Origin of the sequence: Bacillus sp. FSL R7-0685, assembly GCF_038002425.1 — a bacterium.
Taxonomy (GTDB): Bacteria; Bacillota; Bacilli; order Bacillales; family Bacillaceae; genus Bacillus; species Bacillus subtilis.
This window is the reverse complement of the sequence record NZ_JBBOCN010000001.1, coordinates 747,247-773,737: the sequence shown is the minus strand read 5'-3', so window position 1 is coordinate 773,737 and position 26,491 is coordinate 747,247. Positions and strand designations below refer to the sequence as shown.

General features: G+C 47.3%; 22 protein-coding genes. 5 read left to right on the top strand and 17 right to left on the bottom strand.

All coding sequences use genetic code 11. From position 1 onward, the window contains the following. Window positions 1–19: 19 nt before the first annotated feature. The 4 genes from MKY50_RS04015 to cypD all read right to left on the bottom strand — a co-directional run bounded on the left by MKY50_RS04015 (window position 20) and on the right by cypD (window position 7,801). Window positions 20–988: a GDP-mannose 4,6-dehydratase gene (locus MKY50_RS04015; protein ID WP_341116211.1), complete on the bottom strand. Its 969-nt coding sequence runs from the start codon at window positions 986–988 to the stop codon at window positions 20–22. Between the two features lie 6 nt (window positions 989–994). Further along, the gene (locus tag MKY50_RS04010) at window positions 995–1,759 is read right to left on the bottom strand and encodes a glucose-1-phosphate cytidylyltransferase (protein ID WP_129092948.1); all 765 of its coding nucleotides are present in this window, start codon (window positions 1,757–1,759) and stop codon (window positions 995–997) included. A 235-nt stretch (window positions 1,760–1,994) separates the two neighbouring features. Then, window positions 1,995–3,914 (bottom strand): lipoteichoic acid synthase LtaS1, encoded by a 1,920-nt coding sequence (ltaS1, locus tag MKY50_RS04005; RefSeq protein WP_003243930.1) that lies wholly within the window; start codon window positions 3,912–3,914, stop codon window positions 1,995–1,997. 701 nt (window positions 3,915–4,615) lie between these two features. Continuing rightward, a complete protein-coding gene (gene cypD, locus MKY50_RS04000) occupies window positions 4,616–7,801 on the bottom strand; it encodes a bifunctional P-450/NADPH--P450 reductase (RefSeq protein WP_341116210.1) in 3,186 nt (1,061 codons plus the stop codon). A gap of 149 nt (window positions 7,802–7,950) precedes the next feature. On the opposite strand from cypD, the gene MKY50_RS03995 reads away from it, so the two are divergent. Beyond that, entirely contained in the window at window positions 7,951–9,021 is a 1,071-nt protein-coding gene (locus tag MKY50_RS03995; RefSeq protein ID WP_003233793.1) for a DUF3900 domain-containing protein, read from the top strand. Window positions 9,022–9,055: 34 nt separating this feature from the next. Here the strand turns inward: MKY50_RS03995 and MKY50_RS03990 are convergent, their stop codons facing one another. Further along, the gene (locus tag MKY50_RS03990) at window positions 9,056–10,165 is read right to left on the bottom strand and encodes an FAD-dependent oxidoreductase (protein ID WP_341116209.1); all 1,110 of its coding nucleotides are present in this window, start codon (window positions 10,163–10,165) and stop codon (window positions 9,056–9,058) included. Window positions 10,166–10,327: 162 nt separating this feature from the next. On the opposite strand from MKY50_RS03990, the gene yetL reads away from it, so the two are divergent. Then, window positions 10,328–10,831, top strand: coding sequence for a transcriptional regulator YetL (yetL, locus tag MKY50_RS03985; protein ID WP_339231763.1), 504 nt, complete (start codon window positions 10,328–10,330; stop codon window positions 10,829–10,831). Window positions 10,832–10,854: 23 nt separating this feature from the next. Here the strand turns inward: yetL and MKY50_RS03980 are convergent, their stop codons facing one another. The 4 genes from MKY50_RS03980 to MKY50_RS03965 form a co-directional block, all read right to left on the bottom strand. Further along, on the bottom strand, window positions 10,855–11,847 hold the full coding sequence (locus MKY50_RS03980) for a DMT family transporter (protein ID WP_003243771.1): 993 nt from the start codon (window positions 11,845–11,847) through the stop codon (window positions 10,855–10,857). After that, on the bottom strand, window positions 11,847–12,491 hold the full coding sequence (locus MKY50_RS03975; protein WP_003244397.1) for a Bax inhibitor-1/YccA family protein: 645 nt from the start codon (window positions 12,489–12,491) through the stop codon (window positions 11,847–11,849). The genes MKY50_RS03980 and MKY50_RS03975 overlap by 1 nt, the downstream gene beginning before the upstream one ends. Before the next feature lie 109 nt (window positions 12,492–12,600). Then, window positions 12,601–12,768 (bottom strand): YezD family protein, encoded by a 168-nt coding sequence (locus tag MKY50_RS03970; protein WP_003244522.1) that lies wholly within the window; start codon window positions 12,766–12,768, stop codon window positions 12,601–12,603. Between the two features lie 154 nt (window positions 12,769–12,922). Continuing rightward, entirely contained in the window at window positions 12,923–13,795 is an 873-nt protein-coding gene (locus MKY50_RS03965; RefSeq protein ID WP_085187052.1) for an STAS domain-containing protein, read from the bottom strand. Window positions 13,796–13,992: 197 nt separating this feature from the next. On the opposite strand from MKY50_RS03965, the gene MKY50_RS03960 reads away from it, so the two are divergent. The 3 genes from MKY50_RS03960 (at window position 13,993) to hmoA (ending at window position 15,419) form a co-directional block, all read left to right on the top strand. Then, a complete protein-coding gene (locus tag MKY50_RS03960) occupies window positions 13,993–14,535 on the top strand; it encodes a hypothetical protein (protein WP_128481809.1) in 543 nt (180 codons plus the stop codon). Window positions 14,536–14,626: 91 nt separating this feature from the next. Further along, window positions 14,627–14,989 carry a VOC family protein gene (locus tag MKY50_RS03955; RefSeq protein WP_003233803.1) on the top strand — a complete coding sequence of 121 codons (363 nt, stop codon included), beginning with the start codon at window positions 14,627–14,629 and terminating at the stop codon, window positions 14,987–14,989. Between the two features lie 103 nt (window positions 14,990–15,092). Further along, complete coding sequence (hmoA, locus tag MKY50_RS03950) at window positions 15,093–15,419, top strand: heme-degrading oxygenase HmoA (protein ID WP_014479126.1); 327 nt, start codon at window positions 15,093–15,095, stop codon at window positions 15,417–15,419. A gap of 36 nt (window positions 15,420–15,455) precedes the next feature. Here the strand turns inward: hmoA and MKY50_RS03945 are convergent, their stop codons facing one another. The 8 genes from MKY50_RS03945 to MKY50_RS03910 form a co-directional block, all read right to left on the bottom strand. Further along, window positions 15,456–16,151 carry a DUF421 domain-containing protein gene (locus tag MKY50_RS03945; RefSeq protein ID WP_014479125.1) on the bottom strand — a complete coding sequence of 232 codons (696 nt, stop codon included), beginning with the start codon at window positions 16,149–16,151 and terminating at the stop codon, window positions 15,456–15,458. Between the two features lie 74 nt (window positions 16,152–16,225). Further along, entirely contained in the window at window positions 16,226–17,566 is a 1,341-nt protein-coding gene (lplD, locus tag MKY50_RS03940) for an alpha-galacturonidase LplD (RefSeq protein WP_341116206.1), read from the bottom strand. Between the two features lie 8 nt (window positions 17,567–17,574). After that, window positions 17,575–18,462: a carbohydrate ABC transporter permease gene (locus tag MKY50_RS03935; RefSeq protein ID WP_003233807.1), complete on the bottom strand. Its 888-nt coding sequence runs from the start codon at window positions 18,460–18,462 to the stop codon at window positions 17,575–17,577. 13 nt (window positions 18,463–18,475) lie between these two features. Continuing rightward, a complete protein-coding gene (locus MKY50_RS03930) occupies window positions 18,476–19,432 on the bottom strand; it encodes an ABC transporter permease (RefSeq protein ID WP_069322444.1) in 957 nt (318 codons plus the stop codon). 54 nt (window positions 19,433–19,486) lie between these two features. Beyond that, window positions 19,487–20,995: an extracellular solute-binding protein gene (locus MKY50_RS03925; protein ID WP_080529044.1), complete on the bottom strand. Its 1,509-nt coding sequence runs from the start codon at window positions 20,993–20,995 to the stop codon at window positions 19,487–19,489. 121 nt (window positions 20,996–21,116) lie between these two features. Beyond that, complete coding sequence (locus MKY50_RS03920; protein WP_341116205.1) at window positions 21,117–23,690, bottom strand: exo-rhamnogalacturonan lyase family protein; 2,574 nt, start codon at window positions 23,688–23,690, stop codon at window positions 21,117–21,119. A gap of 43 nt (window positions 23,691–23,733) precedes the next feature. Continuing rightward, entirely contained in the window at window positions 23,734–25,725 is a 1,992-nt protein-coding gene (yesZ, locus tag MKY50_RS03915; protein WP_341116204.1) for a beta-galactosidase YesZ, read from the bottom strand. 7 nt (window positions 25,726–25,732) lie between these two features. Further along, a complete protein-coding gene (locus MKY50_RS03910) occupies window positions 25,733–26,386 on the bottom strand; it encodes a rhamnogalacturonan acetylesterase (RefSeq protein ID WP_003233813.1) in 654 nt (217 codons plus the stop codon). Window positions 26,387–26,491: the final 105 nt, after the last annotated feature.

The following is a 26,491-nucleotide window of genomic DNA, read 5'->3' as shown; positions in this document are numbered from 1 at the left end:
TTGTTCACCTCGTTTCACATTACTTTTTGAAGAATTCCGTATACCACTCAATCGTTTTTTCAAGTCCCTCATCAATAGTGTAGGCCGGTGTCCAATTCAGCAGCTTTCTTGCTTTTTCCGCGGATAAATATTGATGTTTGATTTCATTGCTTCCCTGATTCAGCACCTTAGGTTTCAGATTACTGTTCATTTTCTTTAATATTTTCTCTACCAGTTCAAGTACGGTCAGCTGGATCTCATTGCTGAAGTTAAAGGCCTCTCCGGCAAAATTGTTTTCTTCCATTTTTTCTGCAAGAAGCAGATAAGCCTGAACGGCGTCTTCAATATAGAAGTAGTCCCGTACAAATGTGCCGTCGCTTCGGATTTCCGGCGCTTCCCCGTTCAGCACAAGCTGAATCGTCTGAGGAATGATGCGGTTGAAGTTCAAATCTCCGCCGCCGTATAAGTTTCCGCAGCGCGTAATGCAGACCGGAAGCCCGTACGTGTGAAAATAGGTGTGGCTGATCAGATCTGCGCAGCTTTTTGAGACGTCGTACGGGTGCTTGCCTTGCAGCGGCATGTTTTCATCGTATGGAAGGTTTTCTTGATCGCCGTAAGCTTTATCACTTGAAGCGACAATGACCCGCTTAATTAACGGATGCTTGCGGCAGGCTTCGAGAATATTCCAGGTGCCGAGGATATTCGCTTCAAAGGTAGAAATCGGGTTGCGGTTTGCCACGCCGACAATCGCTTGTGCAGCAAGATGAAAGACTGTGTCGATCTCATACTCGCCAAGCGCGCGTTCAATCACAGCCAAGTCCTCAAGAGAGCCCCGCACGATATTCATTTTCTTGATATGTTCTCCCTGATAAAGATTGGATTGAGGCACATGATCCCTGACTAGCCCCGTAACGTTTGCGCCCTGTTCGATCAGCTCTTTCACCAAATAGCTTCCTAAAAGACCTGTGCATCCCGTGACAAATACGTTTTTATTTTTCCAGAAACTCAAATCGATTCACCATACCTTCCATACTTGTTGTCCTTGATTCCACATTTTGTTGACTTCTAAGAGATTTTTATACGTATCAATAGCCGTCCAAAATCCGTAATGGCGGTACACAGCAAGCTCCCCGTCTTTGGCAAGGTTCTTCAGCGGTTCATCTTCGAACATCGTGTTTCCGTCCTTCGGCAAATAATCGAAAACCTTTGGACTGAGAACGAAGAATCCGCCGTTGATGATTCCGTCACTTGATGTCTTCTCAGAAAATGTTTTCGCCATGCCGTCCTCAACCGTCAAGGTGCCAAACTGCGAGACTTTGTCAATGCCGGTGACAGTCGCGGCAGCACCTTTTGTCTGATGATAGCTGATGAGATGGAAAAGATTGATATTGGCCAGCCCGTCCCCATAGGTAAGCAGAAATGTTTCATCACCGATATAGTCTTTCGCCTGCAAGATTCTTCCGGCTGTCAGCGTATCTTCCCCAGTCTCCAAAAACGTAATTTTCCACGTTTCAGGCTGCCCCAGGATCTGTACCTCTCCCGTAGAGCTGTCGAGTGTCAGGCTGTTGTGCTTCCATTCATAGTCGAGAAAGTATTCCTTGATTTTTTCTCCTTTATAGCCCAACAGCAGAATAAACTCGTTTACTCCGTAGTACTGATAAATTTTCATAATATGCCATAGAATCGGTTTGCCGCCTATCATGGCGAGCGGTTTAGGAATGTCATTCGTGACTTCACTCATTCTCGTTCCTTTTCCGCCGCAGAGAATGACCGCTTTCATCTCTACCCCTCATCTCTATGAATATTGAGTTCGAAACCTGGTACATCTTCACAATCTATCAAGGCATTTCCCCGATAATTTGTCCGATTTCAATCCGGTTTCAAAATCTACTGTAATGATATGAGAGAAAGCCAGCCTTGGTGACCAAATGGAATCTATTTTTTCAAGTTGGTTGTATAACCAAAAAAAGAGCCTTGAGCGAAGGCAATGCGCCCGCTCAAGGCTCTTTTTCATCTTATTTGATTTCTTTCTCCTTGCCGTAATGATAGTCTGACGGATCAACGGCTTTGAAATCATTTAGTTTATGGAACCTCAGCAAGTCTTTGTACAGGACACTGTCTGAAAGGCTCAGCTGCTGGTTCACTCTTGTTTTCAGATTCTTCGTTTCTTCATTCGCTTTCAGTTTTTCACCTGTCTTCGTATCGTAAATGATATTGTCGACTGATGTGTACTTCGGCGTTACGAAGTCTCCGTTTCTGAATGCCACCGTATCGTCGTGGTCTTTAGAGAATAAATCAGTACCAAAGTTGATATATTTCTGAGAATCAATTCCTTCTAAGTGCAGAAGTGTCGGCATGACGTCAATTTCGCCGCCATACGTATGGTTCACTCCGCCTTTTTTGCCAGGAACGCGGATCATCAGCGGCACACGCTGGTTCTGTGCGTTTTGATAATCTGTGATCTCTTTTCCAAGAATCTCTTTCATCGCTCGGTTATGGTTTTCAGAAATACCGTTATGGTCACCGTAAATCATGATGACTGAGTTGTCATACAGGCCGGCTTCCTTCAGCTCCTTGAAGAATTGCTCAAGCGCTTCGTCAAGGTAACGCGCTGTCTGGAAGTAGCTGTCAACTGTGTTATCGCCTGTTGTCGCTTTTTTAAGAGACGCGTCTTTTTCATCAAGGTTAAACGGATAATGGTTTGTCAATGTAATCAAATGCGCATAAAATGGCTGTTTAAGAGATTCAAGCTTTGGAATCGATTCTGTAAAGAACGGCTTATCCTTAAGCCCCATATTAATCACATTTTCATCTGACATATCATACGTGCTTGCGTCGAAGAACTTGTCATATCCGATATGTTTGTAAATCTGGTCACGGTTCCAGAACGATTTGTAATCACCATGCAGGACGGCGCTTGTATAGCCTTCCTTCTGGTCTAAAATCGCAGGAAGCGACTGGTAAGTGTTTTCGCCTTTCGTCACAAACGCGGAGCCTTCAGGAAGACCGAAGATCGAGTTATCCATTGTCAGCTCGGCATCAGATGTTTTTCCCTGGCCTGTCTGATGGAAGAAGTTATCAAAATACGTCACATCTTCCCCGCCGTGCGCAAGTTTATTTAAGAAAGGCGTCACCTCTTCACCGTTTAGCTTGTAGTCAATCAGGAATGACTGGAAGCTTTCGAGGTGGATTTTAATGATATTTTTGCCTTTGGCAGAGCCGAAGTACTCGGCGTTCGGTTTCGCATAATGAGACGTCGTGTAATTCTCGACACTTGTTAAATCATCGCTGCTTGCATAGGCCCGTTGCGTTTCTGTTTGAGCCGTCTGCACACCGTCATAAATGGTGTAGTTGTAAAGACCTAAATACTTCACGATATAATTGCGGTCAAACGTTCTTGTTAGCAGCTGCGGACGGTCTTTTTCCGCATAGTGCAGGTTGATGAAAAACAGTGCGATCCCAGAAAGGATCACTAAAGACGCAAAGCGTTTTTTCATTTTGTATTCTTTTAATTCAGGTCTCCAGATCAATACCGCAATCAAAATGATAATATCTAAGAAATAGAAAATATCATGACCGGCCATGATACTGAAAATCCCGTCTCCCATGTTTCCAACGTTTCCGGACTGTTTAATGTTCGGGAACGTCAAGAAATCGTCAAAGAAACGATAGAATAAAATATTTGCATATAACACAAATGTCATCAAGAAATCGATAATCAGCATAATAATGGCTGATTTACGCCCTTTCGCCAGCAAAGCCAGTCCTAAAAAGAAGACGGCGCTTGAGAATGGGTTAAATATCAGGAGGATCTCCTGAGTTGTGCCTTTTACCCCAAGATTAAACTCAGTCTTGTAGGATAAATACGTTTTTGCCCAAAACAGTATAACAGCCAGCACAAAAAAGCTAAGTTTGTAAGAAAAAAGTTTCTTCATGGCAACCTCTACTTTCTTAAACACTTTAAGTTCTTCATTCATATTTACCTGCTCTTTATATCCTGCCTTCCAATTCCTTCTTTCCAAACAAAATCAAGGCATCACACAACAATAAATACACCGCGGCAAGCCGGAATATTTATGTTTCGCACCATATCATTTTTATTACAACCATTTGGAAACCAATCACTGGACGAAAGAAACCTTCATTTCGTTTCACATTTTTTTCTCGGAAATAAAAAAAGGATTTCTTTTGTCATGTGTGCCTTTGAAAAAAGAAATAGATACCGAGTATAAGAATAACATAAACTAGCAAAAACGAAAAATAGGTTTTGCAGACAGCCCGCCCTTCCGGCGGACTGAAGTTATTGTATGCATCAATGTTTAGCGCGATCACTATTTTTTCGAAAGGACAAAAAAGACTGGATGTCTCCAGTCTTCCAGATTGTTGACAAAATCCTAAAATGGTTTTCATTTTAGGATTTTGTCATCTTTTCAGCGTGATTGAAAACCCTTGAAGTCTAGGAAGGACGAGCATAGGAGCGGATATTCACAGGATGTGATGACGACGGCGTTTAGGCAGGACGCCTGAGAATTTAGCCGTTGATCCACTTCGCATTGAGCACCGAAGCGCAGTCCTGACAACGAATGCGAGGGTTTGCCGACACGCTGAAAGACTGGATGTCTCCAGTCTTCATTATCTATATTCCTGCCCAGACATCTTTGGCGTATATACCGGTATCCTGCAGATGTCTCAGCCAGTTTTGCGCTTCTTGCTCCCCGGTGCCATGGACAGACTGATACGCCTTTTGCAGTGCCGCCTCCACATCCGGGGCCATTTTGCTGCCGTCACCGCATACATAAAGCCTGCCTCCGCGATCAAAAATTGATATTAACGTTTCCGCATGGGCAGCCATGACATGCTGGACATACGTTTTCGGCATGCCTTCTTTGCGGGAAAAGGCTGTGTGGACAGTGACAATTCCGTCTTTTTCAAACTGCTCAAGCTCATCGCGGTATATAAAATCACGATCGTTCCTGCATCCAAAATAGAGATGAGCTTCACCGAGCGTTTTCCCCTCCCGCTTTAAAACTTCGCGGGCTTGAAGGAAGCCGCGGAATGGCGCGACTCCCGTGCCAGGTCCGACCATAATGATTGGAGTTTCAGGATCTTCTGGAAGCTGAAACCGGGATTCCGGTGTGCGGACAAACATCACGAGATCATCACCGGCTTGACGCCCAGCTAAATCATTTGATGCCACGCCCCTGTATTCGCCACGGCCGCTCCACGCAGGGCCGCGCACGACACCGACTGTGATTGATGCTTGCCGCGGATTCACTCTTGGAGAGCTTGAAATCGAATAGTATCTCGGTTTTAACGGCCGTAAAAGCTCTAAAAATCGTTCAAACGGCATGTCACACGCTTCATACTTTTCAAGCAGATCCAGCATGGAAATTCGTTTTTTCAATATTTGCTCCTGATAAACACCCTCTGCTGACAGTTCTTCTAATTCGCGCCTATGCGGCGGACACACTGTAAATGACGCCAGTTCACGTATTTGCGCTCTTGTGGCTGCTTCCTGCACCTCGACGCTGTAGCTGAGAAGATCATGCAGGCTGACAGGACGGCCCAATGGCAGATGCCCCGCACTGCGGCCGCTTGCCGACAATGTCACTTGGTCGGTTCCCTTCAGACCGAATCTGTGAAGAATCCGGCTGACATTGGTTTGGCTGTTTTTTGGCAATACGCCAAGATGGTCGCCCTCTTGATATTCAACATCCGGCGGCAATGCAATTTCGATATGGCGAGTGCTTCGATCGCTGTCTGCGGACTGGAGTTCACGATTTTCGGCAATGGATGCGTGAGAGGCTTCGTACGATCTAGCGAGCGGAGACTCGCCCAGCCCTCTGACAAACTGAAGGCTCAGCGTGCTTCGTTCCTTATCAGCGTTTTCATTAAGCTCAAGTCCGAATGCTTTGATGGCATCCGCCCACATGCTTTTTTTCCACTCGTCAAGCTGCCCTTCAAAATCACCGCTCACATCCCCTTCCCCGCGCGCAGAAAACCGAGTCGCGCCTTTCTCCGCAAGCTGCTCATCAATGAATCTCGGCACGTATTGATACGTGCTCGCCCAGTTGTGGTCGCCGCAGCCAAATACCGCGTAATGGACGCCCTCAAGCTCACCCGGTTTGATTTCTTGAAGCCACTGCACGAATTGTCCGGCATTGCTTGGCGGCTTTCCATTATAAGACGAGGTCACAATGACAACCGCTCCCTCTTTCGGCAGCTTTCCAATCCGGTCGTTCAGAGGTGCTGTCTTTGTCCTTACGCCGTGAAGACTGGCAGTATCAGCAAGCTCCCGGGCGACGCCTTCTGCGGTGCCGGTATCTGAGCCGTACAGCACGAGAAGCGGGCGGTTGTTAAGACCGATGACCGATGCACCCTTTGCTTCCGTTTTCTCCTTTTGCTCATCAGGCGCGGCTTTTTCAGCTGCCTGGACGTCTGCATGAATGGCTTCCTGATGACGGCTTTGAACACTGATGTGAAAATCGCCCGGCTTAAGTGTTAAGGTTTGTTTGATATCAAGCTCATAATTCTCATGATCAATCAATGTGAAATATTTTAGAATCATGCCTAACACAAGTGTGGCTTCATGAAGGGCAAACTGCATGCCGATACAGGCCCGTTGTCCATTTCCGAATGGTTTGTACGCATGATGAGGCACTTGGTCCTGATGCTCAAACCGTTCCGGCCGGAATTCTTCTGCGTCCTTTCCCCAAGCGTCTCGATCACGATGAAGCTGCGGAATCAGCACAGAAATTCTGTCATTCGTCGTGATCGGAAATTTTCCGCCAATGACTGTGTCTTCTTTTGGATAAAGGCTGAAAGCCGGAGCTGTCGGCCATAAGCGCAGTGATTCATTTAAAATCATCCGTATGTATGTAAGCTCCAGCACTTGTTTATAGGTCGGCGCTGCATCCGTCAGCACCCGATCGACCTCTTCATACGCCTTTTTCAGTTTGTCAGGATGCTTCAATAAAAAGTAAGTCGCAAAGGAAAGCAGGCCGCTCGTTGTTTCATGGCCGGCAATCAAAAACGTGATGATCTGAAAGCGGATATTTTCGTCGTCGAGCTTTTCACCAGTTTCCGGATCTTCCACATTCAGCATGCGGGCGAGCAAATCTTTTTCATCCTGGTCTCCATTCGCCCTGCGCTCTGCAATAATGCTGTCGACTAACGAAAACATCGTTTGAATATCATAGCGGAATTGCCGCTTTGTTCTGACCATAAGCTTATCTTGAACATCAAGCCGCTGCATTTGATGCATCGCTTCATCAAGCGCCCGCACCATGCTGTTGATAAACGGGTGGGGCGTTTCTCTGTAGTAACTGTTAAAGCGGTAGTTAAACCCGCATAGCCCAATGGTGTCGAGCGTCAGCCGGGTCATATCTCCCGGGACATCGACTGCTTCATTCGGGTTGAGCCTTGCCCATTTTTGAATGAGCTGAACAGCGATATCGACCATTTTCTCATGATAGTCCTTCATGGCCCGCTGGCTGAACGTCGGCATCAGAATGTTGTGCGCTTTTCTCCAGTTAGGCTCATGCGTCCAGCTCGTAAACAATCCGTCACCGGAAAATGCGCGAACCTTTTCCAAGGCGCCTTCAATGCTTTTATCAAACCGTTCTTCATCACAAACCTCTTTCACCAATTCATGGCCGGACACCACAATCGTCGTGCCCGCGGGTGTATGGATTTGAAAAATCGGACCCTGTTCTTCCGCTAGCTTGATCAGTGAAAGCGTCGGTTTGTCTTTATCAATTAAAGGCAAATTGCCGAGCGGCCCAAACGTCTTCGGCTGAGGAATCGGGCTTGTTTCCTTCATCGAACCATTCCTTTCCGTATGAGATGCCTTCTATTTGACTACATTTCCCTTTCGTGGTCATGATTATTCCGTTCTCCCAATTGACGCATGATTGCTGTTTTTTCTATACTTGAGAAGCTGTACAATACGCGAATAAGGTGAGTTTATATATGGATTTTGAAATTCGGTTTTTATCCTTTTATGTCATACAGGTGGAAGGCAAAGATGAGCAGGCGAACAAGCAGTTCAAGCACTTCCAGACCCTTGATACGGGCGAATTTGAAGAAAGCGAGCTGAAGGACTTTCTCGACGGGGAACTGAAAAAAATCGTCAAACGGAAAGCAGACCGCCATCCGCAGTCCGAGCAGGTGCCGACGAAAATCGGCCATTTTATCGTCGAGCCCGGCCACGAGCTTGATTCCAACCCAAACTACAACATGTTCAACCGTGCGCGTCTGGCGGAAACAAAAGAAGACTTCAATGAGCTGAGTGAGCAGTTCGTCCGCACGTACCTCGACACAAGCGCGGTCCGCGGCGGTGTGTTTCTCGTCGCTTCGGCCGTGCCGAGAAAATACTTTGACGAGTCATTTGTCTTCATTATGAAATGTGACTTTGAGCCGAAGGTCGCCCGCATCTCTGACGCGTCTTCTCTCATTAAAAAAGTCGAAATGGCGATCACGACAAAAAACATGAAAAGCATCCAATACCCGTACATGCCAGAGGAAGGAATGGTCGAAGAAGGTGAGCTAAAAATCCATCAGGCCTCGCACGCCCGCTATTTTGAGGACTTTCTGAAATTCGTCGAGTACGGCGAATCGATGCCGGAAATCATGAAAAATCAGGTCATGAACATGGTACAGGAGCACGTCTACGAGACATTTGAAGACAACAGCGAAGAGCTCAAGCAGTTCGAGCACGACATTGAAATTTGGGAAGCAAGCGAAAAGCGGGAAATCCAAGAGCGCCTCGACACCCATCAAGTCATCGAAGCCTCCGCCCAAATCATCGAGCACACGCCAGAGGCCCAGCTGAAAATGAAAGTCGGAGAAACAGAGATTAAGGGATTGCTAGCGGATTTTGGCGATTCTATTCATCTCGCAAAAGTAAACGGGCGCTATGTCGCGCTGATTGAAGCCGAGACGATTTCGTTTGAGAAAGGCAGTTCACCGGTGGAGTTTTATAAGCCTGAGGGGCTGCATGAGGTGATTGAGCGGATAAGGAATAAAACAGAGCAAGACTAAAAAGTCCAGAAATCACTTTCTGGACTTTTCCTATTTAATACCCTTCCCTCAACACCGCATAGCACTCCCCAATCAGTTCTTCCGCTCCCGGCTCTCCTTTCAGCCCGCGGCGGACGATTTCTGAAGATAGATTCTGGACTTTGAGCGCTCGTGGGGCTCTTCTTTTGTAGTACGCCTGTAATGCTGTTTCGTGGTCGGCGTGGTTTTGGAGTTCTTCGGCGAGGACGATGGCATCCTCGATCGCCATTGCCGCTCCTTGTGCCAGGGTTGGCGCACCGGCGTGGGCGGCGTCTCCTCCGATGATGACGCGGCTTTTGTGCCATGGCTCCTGCACGGCGACCTGCTCCAGTTTGTTAAAGATGACAGGATGCTGTTTTGACATGTGCTTTGTAACAAAATCCAGCCCCGGAAAACCAGAAAGAACCTCTTTTACTCTATCAAACCGGGTATCTTCCTCATCCCAGTAATCGCTCGTGCAAGGCTGGAGGACGAAGACATAGCCAGCGTGTTCCGCCAATGGCACCACCCCGATTTGTGTGTCTCCGCTTCTATACATGAATGTTGCGTCCTCGAATGTGTAATCAGGAAGTTCGATATAAAAGCGCCACGCTCCCATGCCGAGATGCTCTTTTTCCGTCTCCTTTTGCAGCATCTTATCGCGAACAACGGAGTGAATGCCGTCAAAGCCCGCCAGAATGTCAGCCTGCATCTTTTCTCCATCTTCACATAAGGCAGTGACCGATTCAGCAGTTTCTTCATAAGCGACAACCTTTTTCCCCCACTTGATGTCTACACCCGCCGCCTCGGCATGCTTCATGAGAATGTCATTTAACGTTTTGCGCAGGATATTATTGCGTCCTGGAAGTGAATCGTCTAAAAAGGATTCACTGACTTGAAACAGCAAATTCCCCTGTTCATCAAACGTTTTAAACCATTCTGTTTGAAAGCCGTGCTTACAGCACTCTTCGAATACGCCCAGTTCTTTCAACACCGCCAGTGCGTTTTGCGGCTGAAGAATCCCCGCACCTGTTTTTCGGTTTTCTGAAGCCGCTTCACATAAGGTGACGGAAAACCCTGCCTTACGGAGAGAAATGGCCGCTGACAAGCCGCCGATGCCGCCTCCTGCAATTAACATATGTTTCATATAAATAACCACCTTTTCAGCTCTATGTGTATTAGTTAGGTGCCTAATTATATTACCTTACTATGTCCCAAGAAAAGCTGTCAATCATCTCCAAGCCAAGTTGCGTTATGGTTTTCCCTCCTTTATAATCGTGTCACAACGAATGTACGGGAGCTACTTGCGATGGAATTAAAACATTTACCGAAATATAAGCATATAGCAGAGCACGCCGAAACGTATGCCAATATTGACGTCGGCTCTCTTGAATTGTTTTTATCTCTATTTGATATTTCAAAAAAAATGAATCATGTGATGGAGCATTACTTTGCTGGCCGAGGGCTTTCAGAAGGAAAATTCAAAATCCTGATGCTGCTCTTTGATGCCAAGGATCATAGGTTAAGTCCGACAGAGCTTGCCAAACAGTCAAACGTCACGAAAGCGACGATTACAGGCCTGCTGGACGGACTGGTGAGGGACGGTTTTGTCAGCCGCAGGCATCACACAGAGGATAAACGAAAAATCAGCATTGAACTGACAACAGAAGGCAAAGCACGCCTGGAGCAATTTCTGCCCGGCCATTTCAGCAAAATATCCGCTGTCATGGAAAACTACAGCGACGAGGAAAAAGACATGTTCGTGAAGATGCTTGGTGATCTTTTTGAAAGGCTGAGCGTGTTTAAAGACTAAAAAACCCGTCCGATCCGGACAGGCTATAGCGTCTTTTCTTCTGCAGCCGGATACGCATCCGGCTGTTTTTTCTTTATGACCGTAACAAATATGCCGCCGATGACACATGCAATGCCGATGAAATGCACAAACTCAAATGGCTCCTTCAATATCACGCCTGACAAAATGACAGCTGAGACCGGAAGAACGGATGTGAAAATGCCCGATACACCCGCCGGCACCTTCGTCACCCCGCTATACCATAAGTAAAACGCCAAAACAGTGACAAAAAGCGCGTAATACAGCACATACGACCAATCCAAAACAGTCGGCACGCTGTAATCAAATGAAGAGGCCTCAAACAAAGCAAACGGGAGAAAAAACAGGAAGCCGAAGAGCGATACGAAGGTCGAAATCGCCAGTGCCGAAATATGCGGGGATAGCAGCTTGGCCATCAATGTAAACAACGCTTCGCCAATGACTGCAGCAATGATCAGCATGTTCCCGAATAAGGCGTGCGGCGTCCCGTCTTGGCTCCCGGCTCCAAACAAATTAATCGCCATTACGCCGCAAACCGCCAGCAAAATGCCGATCAGCGTCTTTTTCTCAATTTTTTCTCTCAGCAGGAAAAAGGATAAAATACCGATCAACATGGGGGTTGTGCTTGTCAAAATGCCGCTTTCCGTTCCCGTCGTATATTGAACCCCATACAGCAGGCAAATACTGAACAAAAACACGCCTGTGAATGATTGCACCAGTAATACGAACACATCTTTTTTCGTCAAAGCCGGAAACCCTTTTTCAATGCAAAACAGCAGCATGAGCAATACGACAGAAGCGATCAAAAAACGCAATCCTGAGGAAAGAAAGACCGGAATCCGTTCGACCATCAGCTTGCCGACAACGACAGAACTGCCGACGATCGCCATAGCTGCTGCCAGAGATACATATGCGCCCATTTGTTTTTTCACCAATACTCCACCTGCCTTTTTGATGTATGGCAAAAAGCGCCTATCCAATGACAGACGCTTTTTCATTAATCATCACTGCTCAAAATGCCGAAGAAGCGGAGCAGGTTGATGAACAAGTTGATAAAGTCTAGGTACAGCGATAACGCCATAACCGGAATCAAGTCTTCCGTAATGTGGCGGTGCTTGATTTGGTTCAAATCATACAAAATGTAAAGGGAAAAGACGATGGTTCCGATCACGGAATACGCCATCATCGCCGCTGAGTTTAACGGGCTGAAAATGTTGAAAATCCCTACCACTGCGAGTGCGAGCACCGCAACCAGCAGAAACGACCACAGGAAGGATAAATCCTTCTTCATTTTTGCGCCGATTGTGCCCAAGACGGCAAAAATGACAAATGTAGAGCCAAAGGCTTCGAGCACGACATAGGCGCCGGCGATGGAAGCGTAATGGCTGACGATCGGAAATAAGGTAATGCCGGAAACGAACGCGAATGTATATACAAACGCATACCCGACCGCTTTTCTTCTGCGCATCCAGAAGGCCAGAATAATCATCGCCACTTCAAGAATAGAAAGCGGCAGCATCAAAGCGACAGGAACAAATTGGCCGATAAAAAGGCCGACAGTCGCGATCAGCAATGTGAAGACAAAGACTGTCAAAATGCGTTGCATGATCGATTGCTTACTCTCGTGAACCGTAGCTTGCATGTCAAAAATCCTCCTAAAAAATGATCTTAAAGGTCTATTATATAAAAATTGGATGAAATATGTATATGTTTTAAGGAGAATTTAATGAAAACAAACGCCCTTTACATTATCATTTTGATTCTTTCCTTTTCAGCGAAAAACGGTGCTTTTCTATTTTCTCAATTTGGGTAATCTGAGAATCATGAACCGTAATCTGAACCGTGCCGAAATCGAGTGTTTCCAGCGAGCTGATGATTTTTTCAATCACTTCCGGATCAATCGTTGATTTAGAAACCAAAAGACCTTCCCCCCTGTTGAATAGGTTTTAATTCACAGTATTCTTATAAGAATTATAATATTATGTTTTTTTCGATAAATCAATGGTGATTTCTGTTCAAATCAAAAAGGCATATGATCACCCGGTGACGGACAATCATATGCCTGGAAACTTCCTATTTGTTTTCTTCCAATTCCTCAACAATACAGCGGACACCCATGTTTTCTAATGCCTGCTTCAGCGTGCCGTACGTTTCATATTCACTAAAATCAAGCCCCAATTGAATCGATGTTTGGGCCACATCCGGGCGAATTCCTGAAAATACGGCTTTGACGCCTAATAAGAAAAGTGTTTTAGACAGGTTGTACAATTGCTGAGCCACCATGGTATCCACAATCGGAACACCCGAAAGATCAACGACGAGGCTTGTGATTTTTCTCTCGACACAGCGGACCGGCACTGTTTCTAAAATGACCTGTGCCCGTTTTGTATCAATGGAGCCGATAAGCGGCAATATCCCGATTCCATCGGCAATGGAAATGACCGGGCAGCCAAGCTCTGAGATCAGTTCCTGCTGAGATGTAAGCCTCATCAGCATGAATTTTTGGTACTGCTCGGAGAATTCAATAATCAGCTTATCGAACGACTGATTCACAATGCGGTTCCATCGGTCTGCATCCTCATTTGTGACGATCTCCTGATTCTCTTTTATAAATGTTGCGACTGCGTCCCAGAATGAGATTCTAGAATTGGATATGGCTTCTACGACCTCATGCACTTGAACATCCTGCTCTACCCTGTTTTTCGCAACGTTTTCCGCCCATTTTGTCATGTTTTCTTGAAAATCGGTTTGATCCTCCAGAAATGCGCTTGCGATTGTTATATTGGTAAATGTATGCTGCTCGGTTAAAAGTGTTTTCGTTTCTTCACTTAAATGGCTGGCGGAATATAGCTCGCCTTTTAGCTGGCAACGCAAACTGAACCATTTCTCAGTAATATCCGCAGTGTTGTCTATGATATATTGATATAATAATTGATCGATATTCACGGTCTGTCTCCTTTTTCGTAATAGAAGCACTTTCATTATAAAATGATAAATCGGAATTGTGAATAAGACTAGAGAAAAATCAAATGATTCTGCTCTTTGAGAGCATTCCAGCTTCATATCCTTAGGCGAATGCACCAATAAGAGTCCGCCCGCATAAACTGCAGTGTACAGTTTACAATGAGAAAGGACGTTATCACATGTATTATGTTGATCCTTATATGTTTGCGGGGCATTTTTATGAGCCTTGGCCTGCTTTTGAATATGAATACCGATATCCATGGCCTGGCATTGGCAGCGGCGCTGTTCCGGGCTCTGGCGGCGGCTCCGGCCCTGGCATTGGCGGCGGCGCTGTTCCGGGCTTCGGCGGCGGCTCCGGCCCTGGCATTGGCGGTGGCGCTGTTCCAGGCTTTGGCGGCGGCTCCGGCCCTGGTATTGGCAGCGGTGCCAGCCCAGGCTTCGGCGGTGCGCCGCAGGGACCTCCTCCTTCCCAAATACCAGCGAAACCCCCAAAACCGCAGGGTTCTCAAGGAGCCGTTTTGTTAATTGAACCAATCACCATTCGTCCTTGCCTTTTCCGATTTACCTATGTTTGGTTAACCAATGGCCGCTCATTTTGGTTCTACCCAATTATCCTTGGCAGAAGATCCGTCGGCGGCTTTTATTGGGATTCCTCACGGCGCCGCTGGGTTTATTTCGCCTTAGACACAAATCACATCGATGTTGTAAGCTGCTCATTTTAATAATCAGCCGGTTTCCCGGCTGATTTTTTTATGTTACTTCGGCCGTAAACAGGTTATAGTATTATTATCTTTTCAACTTGGAGGTTTCCCTATGATCAAACAAATTGGCACTGTTGCTGTATATGTCGAGGACCAGCAGAAAGCGAAGCAATTTTGGACAGAGAAGGTAGGCTTTGATATTGCAGCGGACCACCCAATGGGACCTGAAGCAAGCTGGCTGGAGGTTGCGCCAAAAGGGGCCGAGACTCGTTTAGTCATTTACCCGAAAGCCATGATGAAAGGCTCAGAGCAAATGAAGGCTTCTATTGTGTTTGAATGCGAAGACATCTTTGGTACATACGAGAAAATGAAGACAAACGGTGTAGAATTTCTCGGTGAGCCCAATCAAATGGAGTGGGGCACCTTCGTTCAATTTAAGGACGAAGACGGAAATGTGTTTTTATTAAAAGAATAAACTGTTGCGCACGGCGGTTCGATTCCGCCCTGCGCTTTCTTTGACATTGAGAATGAATTTCATTTACAATTATTCATATGTGAGAATGATTGGAGTGAGACAAATGTTTGTACAGTTGAGAAAAATGACGGTTAAAGAAGGCTTTGCAGATAAAGTCATAGAACGTTTCAGCGCTGAAGGAATCATTGAAAAACAAGAAGGTTTAATTGATGTGACAGTGCTTGAGAAAAATGTGCGCCGCGGTGATGAAGAAGTTGTTGTCATGATTCGCTGGGAATCAGAGGATCGCTGGAAGCAATGGGAAAAAAGCGATGCGCATATCGCCGGCCATAAAGCAAACAAAGGCAAACCAAAGCCTGACTATCTGATCAGCACTGAAGTGAGCATGTACCATGTACGTGCTGTCAAACAAGGGACATACAATCAATAAAAAGCTTGCGCCTTGCTGCAAGCTTTTTTCTAAGAGTCATGTTGATCTGCTTTGTTCGTATGTTACGGTATACAGCGGCTTATTTTTATGCCATTCTGCAAATAACACGTCCTCCGTCTTATCAATGTTCTTCTTTTTCAATTCTTGCTTCAGCCACTGTTCATCCACACCTGCTTCCTTCAGATTATCCCGGACAATCTCTCCATCTATGATTAAAGTGATCGGCAGGGAAACAGACTTCGAAGGAATCTGCAAATCCTTATTGGTCGGTTTGTCAAAGTCTGATTTTGGAAGCACGCTGACCATCCCGTTTGTTTCCAAAATCGCATATTCTACTTCTTGAATCGAAAAGCTCCCCGCTTGCCTCAAAAGGCTTTGCAGCTGGTTAATGTCCATCTTATTTTTCTTCAATACTTTATATTGAAGCTCCCCTTTGCGGATGACGATATTCGGCTCGCCCTCCAAGAACTTTCGCGATGATTTCATTTTTTGCGTGATAAATTCAATAATATAAATCAGCACGCCCCACAATAGCGAAGCAAAAATAATTTCTTTGATTTTGATTTCATGATCGTAGACGGCATTTCCGACCAATTCACCTAAAATTAAAGCAGAGATAAAGTCAAACGGCGTAATTTGAGAAAATTGGGTTTTCCCGAGAAGCTTTAAGATGATAAATAAAATACCTAAACCGCAGACCAGTTCTACCGCAACACTTAAATAATTTCCCATATTGATAGCACCTACTTCTTGATTATACTATCAGTATGGTCAATGCTTTCCTTTCTAAACCGGAAAAGCTCCGCTCAACGTTGCATGGTGCATTGGAGCATGTCATTGAAAAGCTGCTCTGCATCACTGCGATCAATCTTGACAAGCGGGTCATTGAGGAAGGCTTGAAACGCGAGGCCAGTATCCTTTGTTAAACCTGCGTCCGCCACTGCCTCCTGATTGGATATATGCCTAGCCGCCAGCATTTCCACACCTTTCGGAAGCGCTCCGGACAAAATCGGCTGGACACGGTTCCTTGTGATGAATGCGTTTGTTTCGACAATGGCTTGTATAGGGAGGTTTGAGACCTGGCCTTGATTCGGCATATTTACATTTGTGACGAGTTCACCCAATCCGAGAAGAGCCGCTATGATGTTCACGCCTTCTTCTCCCGAAGCTTTCTCAGCAACGCCCCGTTGTTGCACGATCAACCGTTCTGTTTCTTGTCGTTTCTCAGCTCTGTCTTGTTTTCTGAATGATATAGGTGTGAGATGAAATTTCCATACTTCAGGCTGTTTGAGGTATGGGCCGGGAAGAAACTCTGCCAGATGCCTGTCTCCCGCAGCAGGGATGGAGCCATACGTTTCAAATAAATCAAACGCAACACGGTGTGCCGAACAAAAGACGCTGTCCCTCCAGCTTTCCCCCTCCAGCTCATATCCTGATTCCCCATAGTGCGCGCTGAATTCACGGAATATAGGCAGCAGGTCAATATGGCGGTAAGAGGCTTTTGTGATCCATGTAAAATGGTTAATGCCGAGCACATTAACGCGGATATCCTCACGCCGCGGCACCTCTATCCCCAGCCTTTCCGTGACCATTTCCGCCAATAGCTTTTGCGTCCCGAATACCTCGTGGCAGCAGCCAATCGCTTTGATGCCGGGAAACACTTTATACAGCACTCTTGTACAGACAGACATCGGGTTTGTATAATTAATGACCCATGATTCAGGTGCGTAGTCTCTTATTGCCCGGGCAATTTCCGCAAATATCGGCACAGCACGCAAGCCCCTGATGATCCCTCCAGGCCCGACAGTATCACCTACAGACTGATAAATACCGCAGCGCTCAGGCAAGTGCACATCGACTTCCATATCATCCAGTGATCCCGGCAAAATGGAAATAATGACGATATCCGCAGCTGATAACGCCTTTTTCAAAGTAGAAACAGCCTCATATCTCCATCTGCCGTTCCCGCTGTGATTGCCGATCACTTCATTTTTCTGAGCGGCTTCAAAATCAAGATCATAGAGCGCCACCGTGCCTGACATCCGTTCATCAATCGACAAATCACTCATCAGGCTTCTGGCCCAGCCTTGGGACCCCCCGCCGATATAGGCAATCTTAATCTGATCTAATGTACTGATATGAAACACTCCCTTTCTCAGCCTTTCACCGAACCGATCAGCATTCCTTTTGCAAAGTGTTTTTGTAAAAATGGATAGACCGCCAAAATCGGCAGCGTCGCAATGACAATGACAGCGAGTTTAATTCCCTGCTCCGGCGGAACGGCATTTTGCATCGTATCGCCATTGGTCGCCGTTAAATCCGATAAAATCGTGACTTGGCGAAGCACCATTTGCAGCGGCCATTTTGCACTGTCATTGATATATAAGAGAGCGTGGAAGAAATCATTCCAAATCCCGACCGCATAAAACAGCGCAAAGGTCGCAATAACCGGCTTTGACAGTGGCAGGGCGATCCGCCAGAAGACGCCGATTTCGGAACAGCCGTCTATTTTTGCTGATTCCTCCAGCTCGCGCGGCAACTGCTGAAAGAAGTTTTTGATAATAATAAGGTTGAACGGATTAATCGCCATCGGCAGAATCAATGCCCAATACGTATCCAAAAGGCCAAGTGATTTTACGACAAGGTACGTCGGAATCATGCCGCCTGAAAACAGCATGGAGAAAATCACCAGATTCAACAGCAGATTCCGTCCCTTCACATGCCGCTTCGCCAGCGGATACGCCATCGTGAAGGTGAAAAACAGCTGTACAGCCGTCCCGACCACGGTGATGAGGATGGACACACCCATGCTTCGAAGGAACGTCGGTGTCGAAAACACATACTTGTAAGCATCAAGTGTAAAGGTTTTCGGGAAAATAAAGAAGCTCCGCTGGGCGAGTTCCGCTTCTGTCGCAAAGGAACCAGCGATAATATATAAAAACGGCAAAATGGTAATCGCGCCGACACCACCGAGAAACAGAATGTTGCAGACGTCAAACACCCGTCCGGCTTTGGTGTTGTGCATCGTGTGAATTTCAGCCATACCTCTCCCTCCTCTAAAACAATCCTTCCTGATCAAACTTTTTCGCAATGTAATTGGCGCCAAAAATCAAGATAATCCCGACAACTGATTTAAACAAACCGACCGCCGTGCTGTAGCTATACGCCCCTTGGGTAATCCCCATCATGTACACATACGTGTCGAAGATGTCAGCCACACTGCGGTTGAGTGAGTTCGTCATCAAATACACCTGTTCAAAGCCAAGATTCAAAAAGCTGCCGATTCTTAAAATCAACAAAACGATAATAGTGCTTCTAATCGCCGGCAGCGTAATATGCCACATTCTCCTGAACCGCCCCGCTCCGTCCATGATGGCCGCTTCATACTGCTCTTGATCAACCGTAGCGAGCGCTGCCAAAAATAGAATCGTTCCCCAGCCTGTCTCCTTCCAAATGCTTTGCATCACAATCATCGGCCGGAACCAGTCTGCATCCGACAAGAAAGAAATCTGCTCACCTGTCAGGCTCATGATCATTTTGTTGATCACACCTGTATCGACAGTAAAGAAAACGAAGGTGATGCTGACCACAATTGTCCATGATACGAAATGGGGTACGTAAATGAAGGTTTGGATACATCTTTTATACGCGGCCTTTCTTACCTCATTCAAAAGCAGGGCCAAAATGAGAGGCGCGGGAAAGGCAAACAAAAGATCCAGACTCGCCAGCATGAGGGTGTTGCGCAGCAGCCGGAAAAAATCCGGATTCATAAAAAAGTCTTTGAAATAATCAAAGCCGACCCATTCGCTTTTCCAGAAGCCGAGATATGGCGAATAGTCTTTAAAAGCGATCAGCACACCCCACATCGGCAAGTATTTGAAAATCAAGAAATAAAGCAGACCGGGAATAAGAAGAAGATAAAGCCATTTGTCCCGTTTGAGCGCAGCCATCCAGCTGATGCCTTTTCCAGCGGTGAGAACAGGTGAATTTCCCTTCTTCGGCACTGTTTCCATATCTGTTCTCCTTTCATGTTACCGGGGCGCCCGCCGAACGGCAGGCGCATCGGTTTATTTTGACGATTGGTACAATTTGTTCAAGTCCTTCATCAGGTCATTGCCGCCGCTTTTTTTCCAAAGCTCCACTGCATCAGCGAACCCTTTTTCATCAATTTCTCCAATGATAAATTGTGTTCTCGCGTCGAGGATGATGTTGTCAAGCTGGGCTCCTTTTTGGGTATAGACATCAGATACAAGCGACTCAGCCGGGTTAAAGACGGCTATTTTTTCTCCTTCGGTTATGATGTCCTTGCGATGCTGGAAGAGCTTGGTTTTCTGGTCTTCGATGTAATACTCGCTTTTCGGAATCGACATGCTGAACTGTGCCAAGCCTTCATGCTCATACAGGAGAGATTTATTATTTTTTTCAAGTGAGGTGAATACGCCGTCCTTGAGCTCGTAATTGCGGCCCTTCACTCCGTTGTTCGTGAGAATCTGCGCCTCCTTATCATTCATCTTATCGAGGAAGGACAGCACCTCTTTCAGCTCTTTTTCGGTTTTGACACTTGATTTTGGTATCGCGATCATGCCTGAATAACCAGATGTCGGGAAGGTGCGCTTGCCATTCGGTCCCTCAAGCGAGCCGACGATATCAATGATATCCTTGTTCGACTCATCCGCCTCCTCCATCGCGCTTTGGATTTGAGACGCTCTTGAGCCTGTATCAACGATGACACCCGCTTTTCCTTTTACAACCGGATCATTCCACTTCGCAGAATCCATGACAGCAAAGTCCTTATTGATCAATCCCTCATCATAGAGCTTTTTAAAAAACGTGAGCGCATCCATGTATTCCTTCGTTGTAAAATCCGGAATCAGCTTTCCGTTTTCAACACCGTAGCGGTTCGGAGCGCCGAACCAGATTTGCAGAACATCCCATGGGCTTCCGTTGCCGAGTCCCATCCATTTCGGCACGACCATGCCGTACGTATCATCCTTGCCGTTTCCGTCAGGATCTTTTTCCTTAAAGGCTTTCAGCACTTCATAGAAATCATCAAGCGTTTCCGGCATATCCAGACCGACATTTTTCAGCCAGTCGGTTCTGATGATCATACACGCCCTGATCAGATCCCTCGTTCTGTAGATTCCGTACACCTCGCCGTTCACCGAGCTGTTCTTCAAAATCTTTTCATCTGCCTGGCTTAAATTCTTGTAGTCTTTTAAATAAGGAGACAGTTCCCAAAACGCCCCTGCTTTGACAGACTTGATAAAGCCGGCTGACTTATCTTTAATGACAATCGCGTGAGGCATCTCTCCTGAAGCCATGACGATGTTGAATTTGTCGTTGTAGGATGAATCAGGCACCCATGTGACCTTAATCTCTTTGCCTGTGTATTTTTCGAGCGCTTTTAATGAAGGGCTCTTATCACTTGGGCTTTCCGGCGATAAGAGCGGCGCCATAATTTTGATCGTATCTTTCGAACCGCTTGCTGAATTGGATGTTTCCGAATGGCTGCATCCGGCGATCATCATGGCAGCAAGCGGCAAGGCCATCCATTTTTTTCGCATTCTTATTTTCATGTTGCGTAAGTCCCCCTTTTTTCAATTTGCATTTCCCCTTTGCCCCTCTCAATATAAAGCGCTTACATAAATTCTTGCAATCTTCATTTTTTGCACCATTTCTCCTATGAAATTCCGGCTGTTATCCTTTTTTGCCCGATGTTTCTTTTTTTGCCGGAAGGGAATCTCCGATCAGTTCCAGCGCCGCTATGACATTTAAACACCATTGAGAGACAGTGTTCGTTGTCACCCATGGAAGCTCCTCTAGCTGCGTCCATGTCTCGATGCGCTCCGGTTTGATCGGAAGCGGCGTATGGCTGAGCTTATCTTCTAGCAAAAGATTCCACGCTTTGGCGGCGAGATGAGGATCTTGTTTTTTTCTCGCGGCGTAGGCTGTCATACCGGCGGCGAACATCGGCCAGTGAAAATGCCCGTCATGAAGAGCGCCTCCGCTTTTTTTCCGTTTTTCCTCATCACTGAGTGTGTAAAATTCGCCGAATTCACTCAGCATATCCTCCCATTCCCGGTCATCAAGAAGCTCAGCCAGCTCCATCCACACTTGCGGCGCGCCGAAGGCAATGATCATATGATATCCGCCCGCAATGCCGTCTCCCATGTGATGAAGCATCGAGGTCGCCGGGTCATATTCAAATGTCGGGCCGGATAATAAGCGGAGCGGCAGCAGCTTCAGACAGTTGATTCCAGTTTCGATTTTTTTGAGATATTTCGGATTTTCGGTCCGCTCCCATTCCGCCAGCCAGTTCGAGCAAAACGCCGCCCAGTCCGGTCCCGTTCTGGCGTGAGTCGGGTGCTTGCCTTTCTCGTAAAAAGCGCGCATCGGATCGGTTTTGACGAGGGCATAATCGGCATCCTTCACTTCTGTCAAAAGATCTCCCGTCCGCTCATCACCCGTCAGATAATAATAGAATTTATAAAGCCCGGCCATGCTGATTCTCGCTTCCTTGCAGCCGCATCCCCAGTGCACAACGTTATGCCGTGAACCAAGTCCTGCGTATTCACCGAGGTGAAAGCTGTCCGTTTCGCTCGTATGGCGGGTCATGGCTTCTGCCATGCGAAAGATATCCTCTCTGCCTGAGCGGAAAAACGTCTGCCACAGCCATAGGGTCGGAACGAGCTCATTGTTTTGCCATGCGTATCCGCCGAGATCGTACCGCCACATATGCCGGATCGGGTCATACGTATGCATGACATCGCCATAATGCCAAAAACCGTACCATCTGCGTTGCTCTACTTCCTTTTTATAAAACAGAAAGGCCGCATCGAGCTGTTCTTCCAGCTCTTTTTTGAGCGGATGGGATGTGTCAATGATGCTCCAAACCCCGAGTGCTTTTGATTCGTAATAGACGTCCGGCTCGCATACAATGAGCGGCGGCGCCTGCCATTTGTCAGCGAGCGCATTGAGGACTTCGTCAGACGGCATGTGCGAAAAGCACGCCAGGCTGATTTCATTTGTGTTCGCAATGCCTGTCGGATCAGAGCGCATTTCATCAAAGCCTTCATACGCGCTGGCCACGTGGGTGTTTCCTGTATAATGCCGCAAATCCATCGCTTCGCCGTCCGGGGGCCAAAGCCAGACGGTCATTTTGGGGCGGCTGCCGGCAAGACCTGTGATTTCCAGTGCTGAAGGGTATTTCTCAAAGAAATACCGCAGGCCGAGAGCCACACCGCCATTTTCTCCGCCCGCATAGCAAAGCCCCTTCGCCCGGCAGCCATGCAGCATGCCGATCCACGCATAATCTTTTCCGGTCCGTTTTGACAGGCTGTAATGATCGCTTGAATCCTGAACAAGCTTCACATCGTCCCAAACCGCATTCTGTGTTCCGTGCGCAAACCATTCCTTATGCTCTTCATCTGGAGACAGCATTTCGCCATTGATTTGTTTTTCATAAAGCGGATATCGTTCATTGAATTTACGTGTGCCAAACAGCTGGGCGGGTTCTTTGTACATCCCTTTCTCTCCCGCAAACCGGAAATGGCGGTTGTACGGCTCCCCCTCCAAAAAAAGGTCAAATTCGATGCCGAGCCCCTTAATGAATTCTTGTTTACCGTTCCTGTCAATCAGCTGCGTGTGCACAAGGCCGATCTCAGACAGCCCGGCATAAAACACCAATCGGATGACAAACGGCAGCCATTCTTCATTCGTTTTATGGAGCACATGCACTCCCTCGATTTTGACTACTGCTTTGACAGGACCACTCTGCTCAATCGCCGCCCGTTTGATAAAGCTGACAGATGCTTCTTGAAATAGAACCGTTTCCACCGCCGACTCTTTTCTCTTTTCTCTTATGGCAACGAGCCTCCCGCCTGCGGCGATCGGCTTTCCATTGATCTGCAATGATTGAATGAAATCAGATCCTGTTTTATGAATGGTACAAACGAGTGCTCCTGTATCCACTTGGATATCATGCTCTGTCTCATGAATGCTGAGCGATTCAGTTGGCTGCGGCACTTCTCTTTTGTGCACTGTAAAGCTTTGGTTTTCCTGACCGCCAAACACCGCCGCGTGCTTCGTCCACTTGATGCTCCCGTCCGGCCAATAGGCCGACGGTTCGCTTTGCACATATCGCGTTTCCGCGTTTTCATTCATAAGCGCCAGACGGTCACCCTTTTTTAATTCTCCTTTTTTCCATGGCACGCCCCACGTCACACCGCTTATCACCTTTGGCTGTCCTGATAACCATTTGATCTTTTTCATCGGTCTCTCCCTCCATAGAAAAAAGCTGATTCGATGCAAAGAATCAGCTGGGATTGTCAAATTGAATCACACGGTATTCATGCGGTCCGACCGCCAGCCTCCCCGCCTTTTCCAAGCGGTGCGTCAACAGATCTGTTCCCGCTTCCGGCAGTGTCACACTTCCTCCTTTTCCATCCATATTCACGATGATCCACACAAGGCCGTTATCGCCTTTGCGCGGGGCAACGATCGTGCCGGGCGTAACATCCGACCGGCTGGAAATAACAGCTTCCTCCGCGTAATGCCTAACGAGCGCTTCCAGCATCGCATCCCCTTCTTTCCCGGATGGAAGCGAGCCCAGCATGACAATTTTCCCCTCGCCGTAATTCCGTTCCGTCAGAAAAGCATGGCCCGCCCCCGGTCCTGCTTCAACCGTGCCAAGGGTGTTTCCGCTCTCTGTGTCAAACACCGCGCTCCATAGTCCGAGCGGTGCCGTGATGCCAAACGCTTTTCCTGTATTCACGTTCTCATTCATCGGAAAGGTAAAAAGTGTTTTGATCCCTGACGTTTTCTCAAGTTCGCCAAGTCCGCAATCGGTATGAATGGTATGCTCGCATGTGCGCCCTCCTGTCAGCGGCCCGGTGATCCAGATGCCGCCCGCTTCAGCGAATGCCGAAGCTTTTTTGATAAATTCAGAAGACAAATACGGCACAAATGGCGTAAACAGCAAGCGGTAGCCGTCCAGTGGAGCGCCTTCCGGAATAAGGTCACGGTGAATCCCCGTGTTGAGAATACGTTCATAAAAATGCGTCACAAGCGAACGATGCCGGAGTCCCCGGTGAGGCTCAGTTTTAATAAATGCTTTTGCTCTGTCAGAGTAAGTCATCGCCGCCTCGGCTTGAACGGGTTCAGTCGATAGAATAATAGGCTCGATTTCCTTTCTTGCCCGCTCAACCGCCAGCACATTTTGGTAGCCGATGGCGGGTTCGCCCCAGGCGCTGAGAACCGAACCGTGGGAAATCTCGCTGCCTGAACGCTGCTGTCGCCATAGCCAGTAGCAAAATCCCTGGCTCCCTAAGGCGTAGGACGATACGGCTTCGGCCTGCAAATACCCGTCTGCGTGCGGGTAAGCGGAGCTTTCAAGCGAGGCGGCATACGACGGACTCGTTTCCAAAATCCAAAACGGGCGTCCCTGTTTCAGATTTCTCCATAAATCACAGTTCAATAAAAAGGCAGAGGCGTTTTCCTGCGAAGCGTACGTGTCATAGGAGGCAAAATCGAGATTCTGAAACATTCGCTCATTGTCCACGCTGAACATGACTGATCCGTTATGCGTGATCGGCGCATCTGAATAGCAGCGGATGATTTTGGCCTGTTCATCCGCAAACGAAGCGATCATCTCCATCGAAAACAGTTGATACATAGTGCGTAGAGAGGCATGATGCAGAAACGGGGCCGGTCCCGGCTGCGGGACTTGCTCAAACGTCTGATAGGTTTCGCTCCACACATCGGTTCCCCAAGCTTCATTCAAGCGCTCAATCACCCCGTAGCGATTTTTGAGCCAGTCATGCCATAAGCGCAAACATGTCTCACACATGCATTCTGCAACATGGCATTTAAACTCATTGTCTAGCTGCCATCCGATCAGCCCCGGGAGCCGGCCAAGCTCCTTGGCGATGGCTGTGGTGATGATGGCGGCTTTTTTTCGGAAATACGGGTTGTTCGTACAGGCATGCTGACGGGAGCCATGCCCCATGATCTCTCTTTTTTCATTGGCATGCATGCGTTCGGGCAGGCCATGTGAGAACCAAATCGGCGGGGTAGGCGTCGGCGTGCACATAATCGTTTCGATCCCGCTATCATACAGCCGGGCGATGATTTCTTTGAAAAAACCGACGTCAATTTTTCCTTCTTCAGGTTCTATGACAGACCAGGCAAATTCACCGATCCGCACAACATTTACGCCAACTTCACGCATGATGTCAATGTCCTGCTGAATCGTCTCTTCATCCCATAATTCCGGATAATAGCAAGCGCCATGATACAGTTTTCTCATCCCATTTTCACCTTTCTTTGATGATCGATTCTGTCAATGGCAGGCCGAGCTCCTTTATGCCTTTTGCCACAAGTTTCGCCATTTCATTTGCGCCTTTTTTTGTAAAATGCGTGTAATCGTTAATCCCTTCTGAAATCATAAAATAGGTGTATACTTTTTCCTCGCCCTTCTCAGTAAAGAAAGCAAGGCTTTTCTCCATCAGATCAATGAGCTGGACATTCTCCTCTTCAGCCGTCTGCTTCATGGCAATGCAGTAATCTGGAAAATCGTTCAAAAACACGCCATTTTCGTAATGAAAGCGGGCTACGGGGGTAATGAGAAGCGGATGGGCGCCTTTTTCCCGCGCGCCTGCGATATACTGCTTTAAATATTGTTTATAAGTAGTGTAGGGCTCGGTGTAGCGCTCCGGCTTATTTTTCGACGCGTCATTATGGCCCATCTGCACGAACAGCCAATCATCCGGCTCAATCACATCAAGGATCGCCTGAAGCCTGCCCTCTTCGACAAATGTTTTCGAGCTTCTTCCCCCGATCGCTCTGTTGATCACCTGAATATGCTCCGGCAGATGCGAGCCGAGAAACTGCCCCCAGCCCCCTTGATTTGTGCTGTCTCCGTACGTTTGAACAGTCGAATCGCCGGCAAGATAAATATGATTTGCCATTTTCATTCCCCCTCGTTTTTTATACAGCTTCCATCACGGATAGCTCTTCCCTTGAAAAAGACCGGTGCGTACAGCGCTTGAGCATTGGTTCGTCCTGCCCGTTCT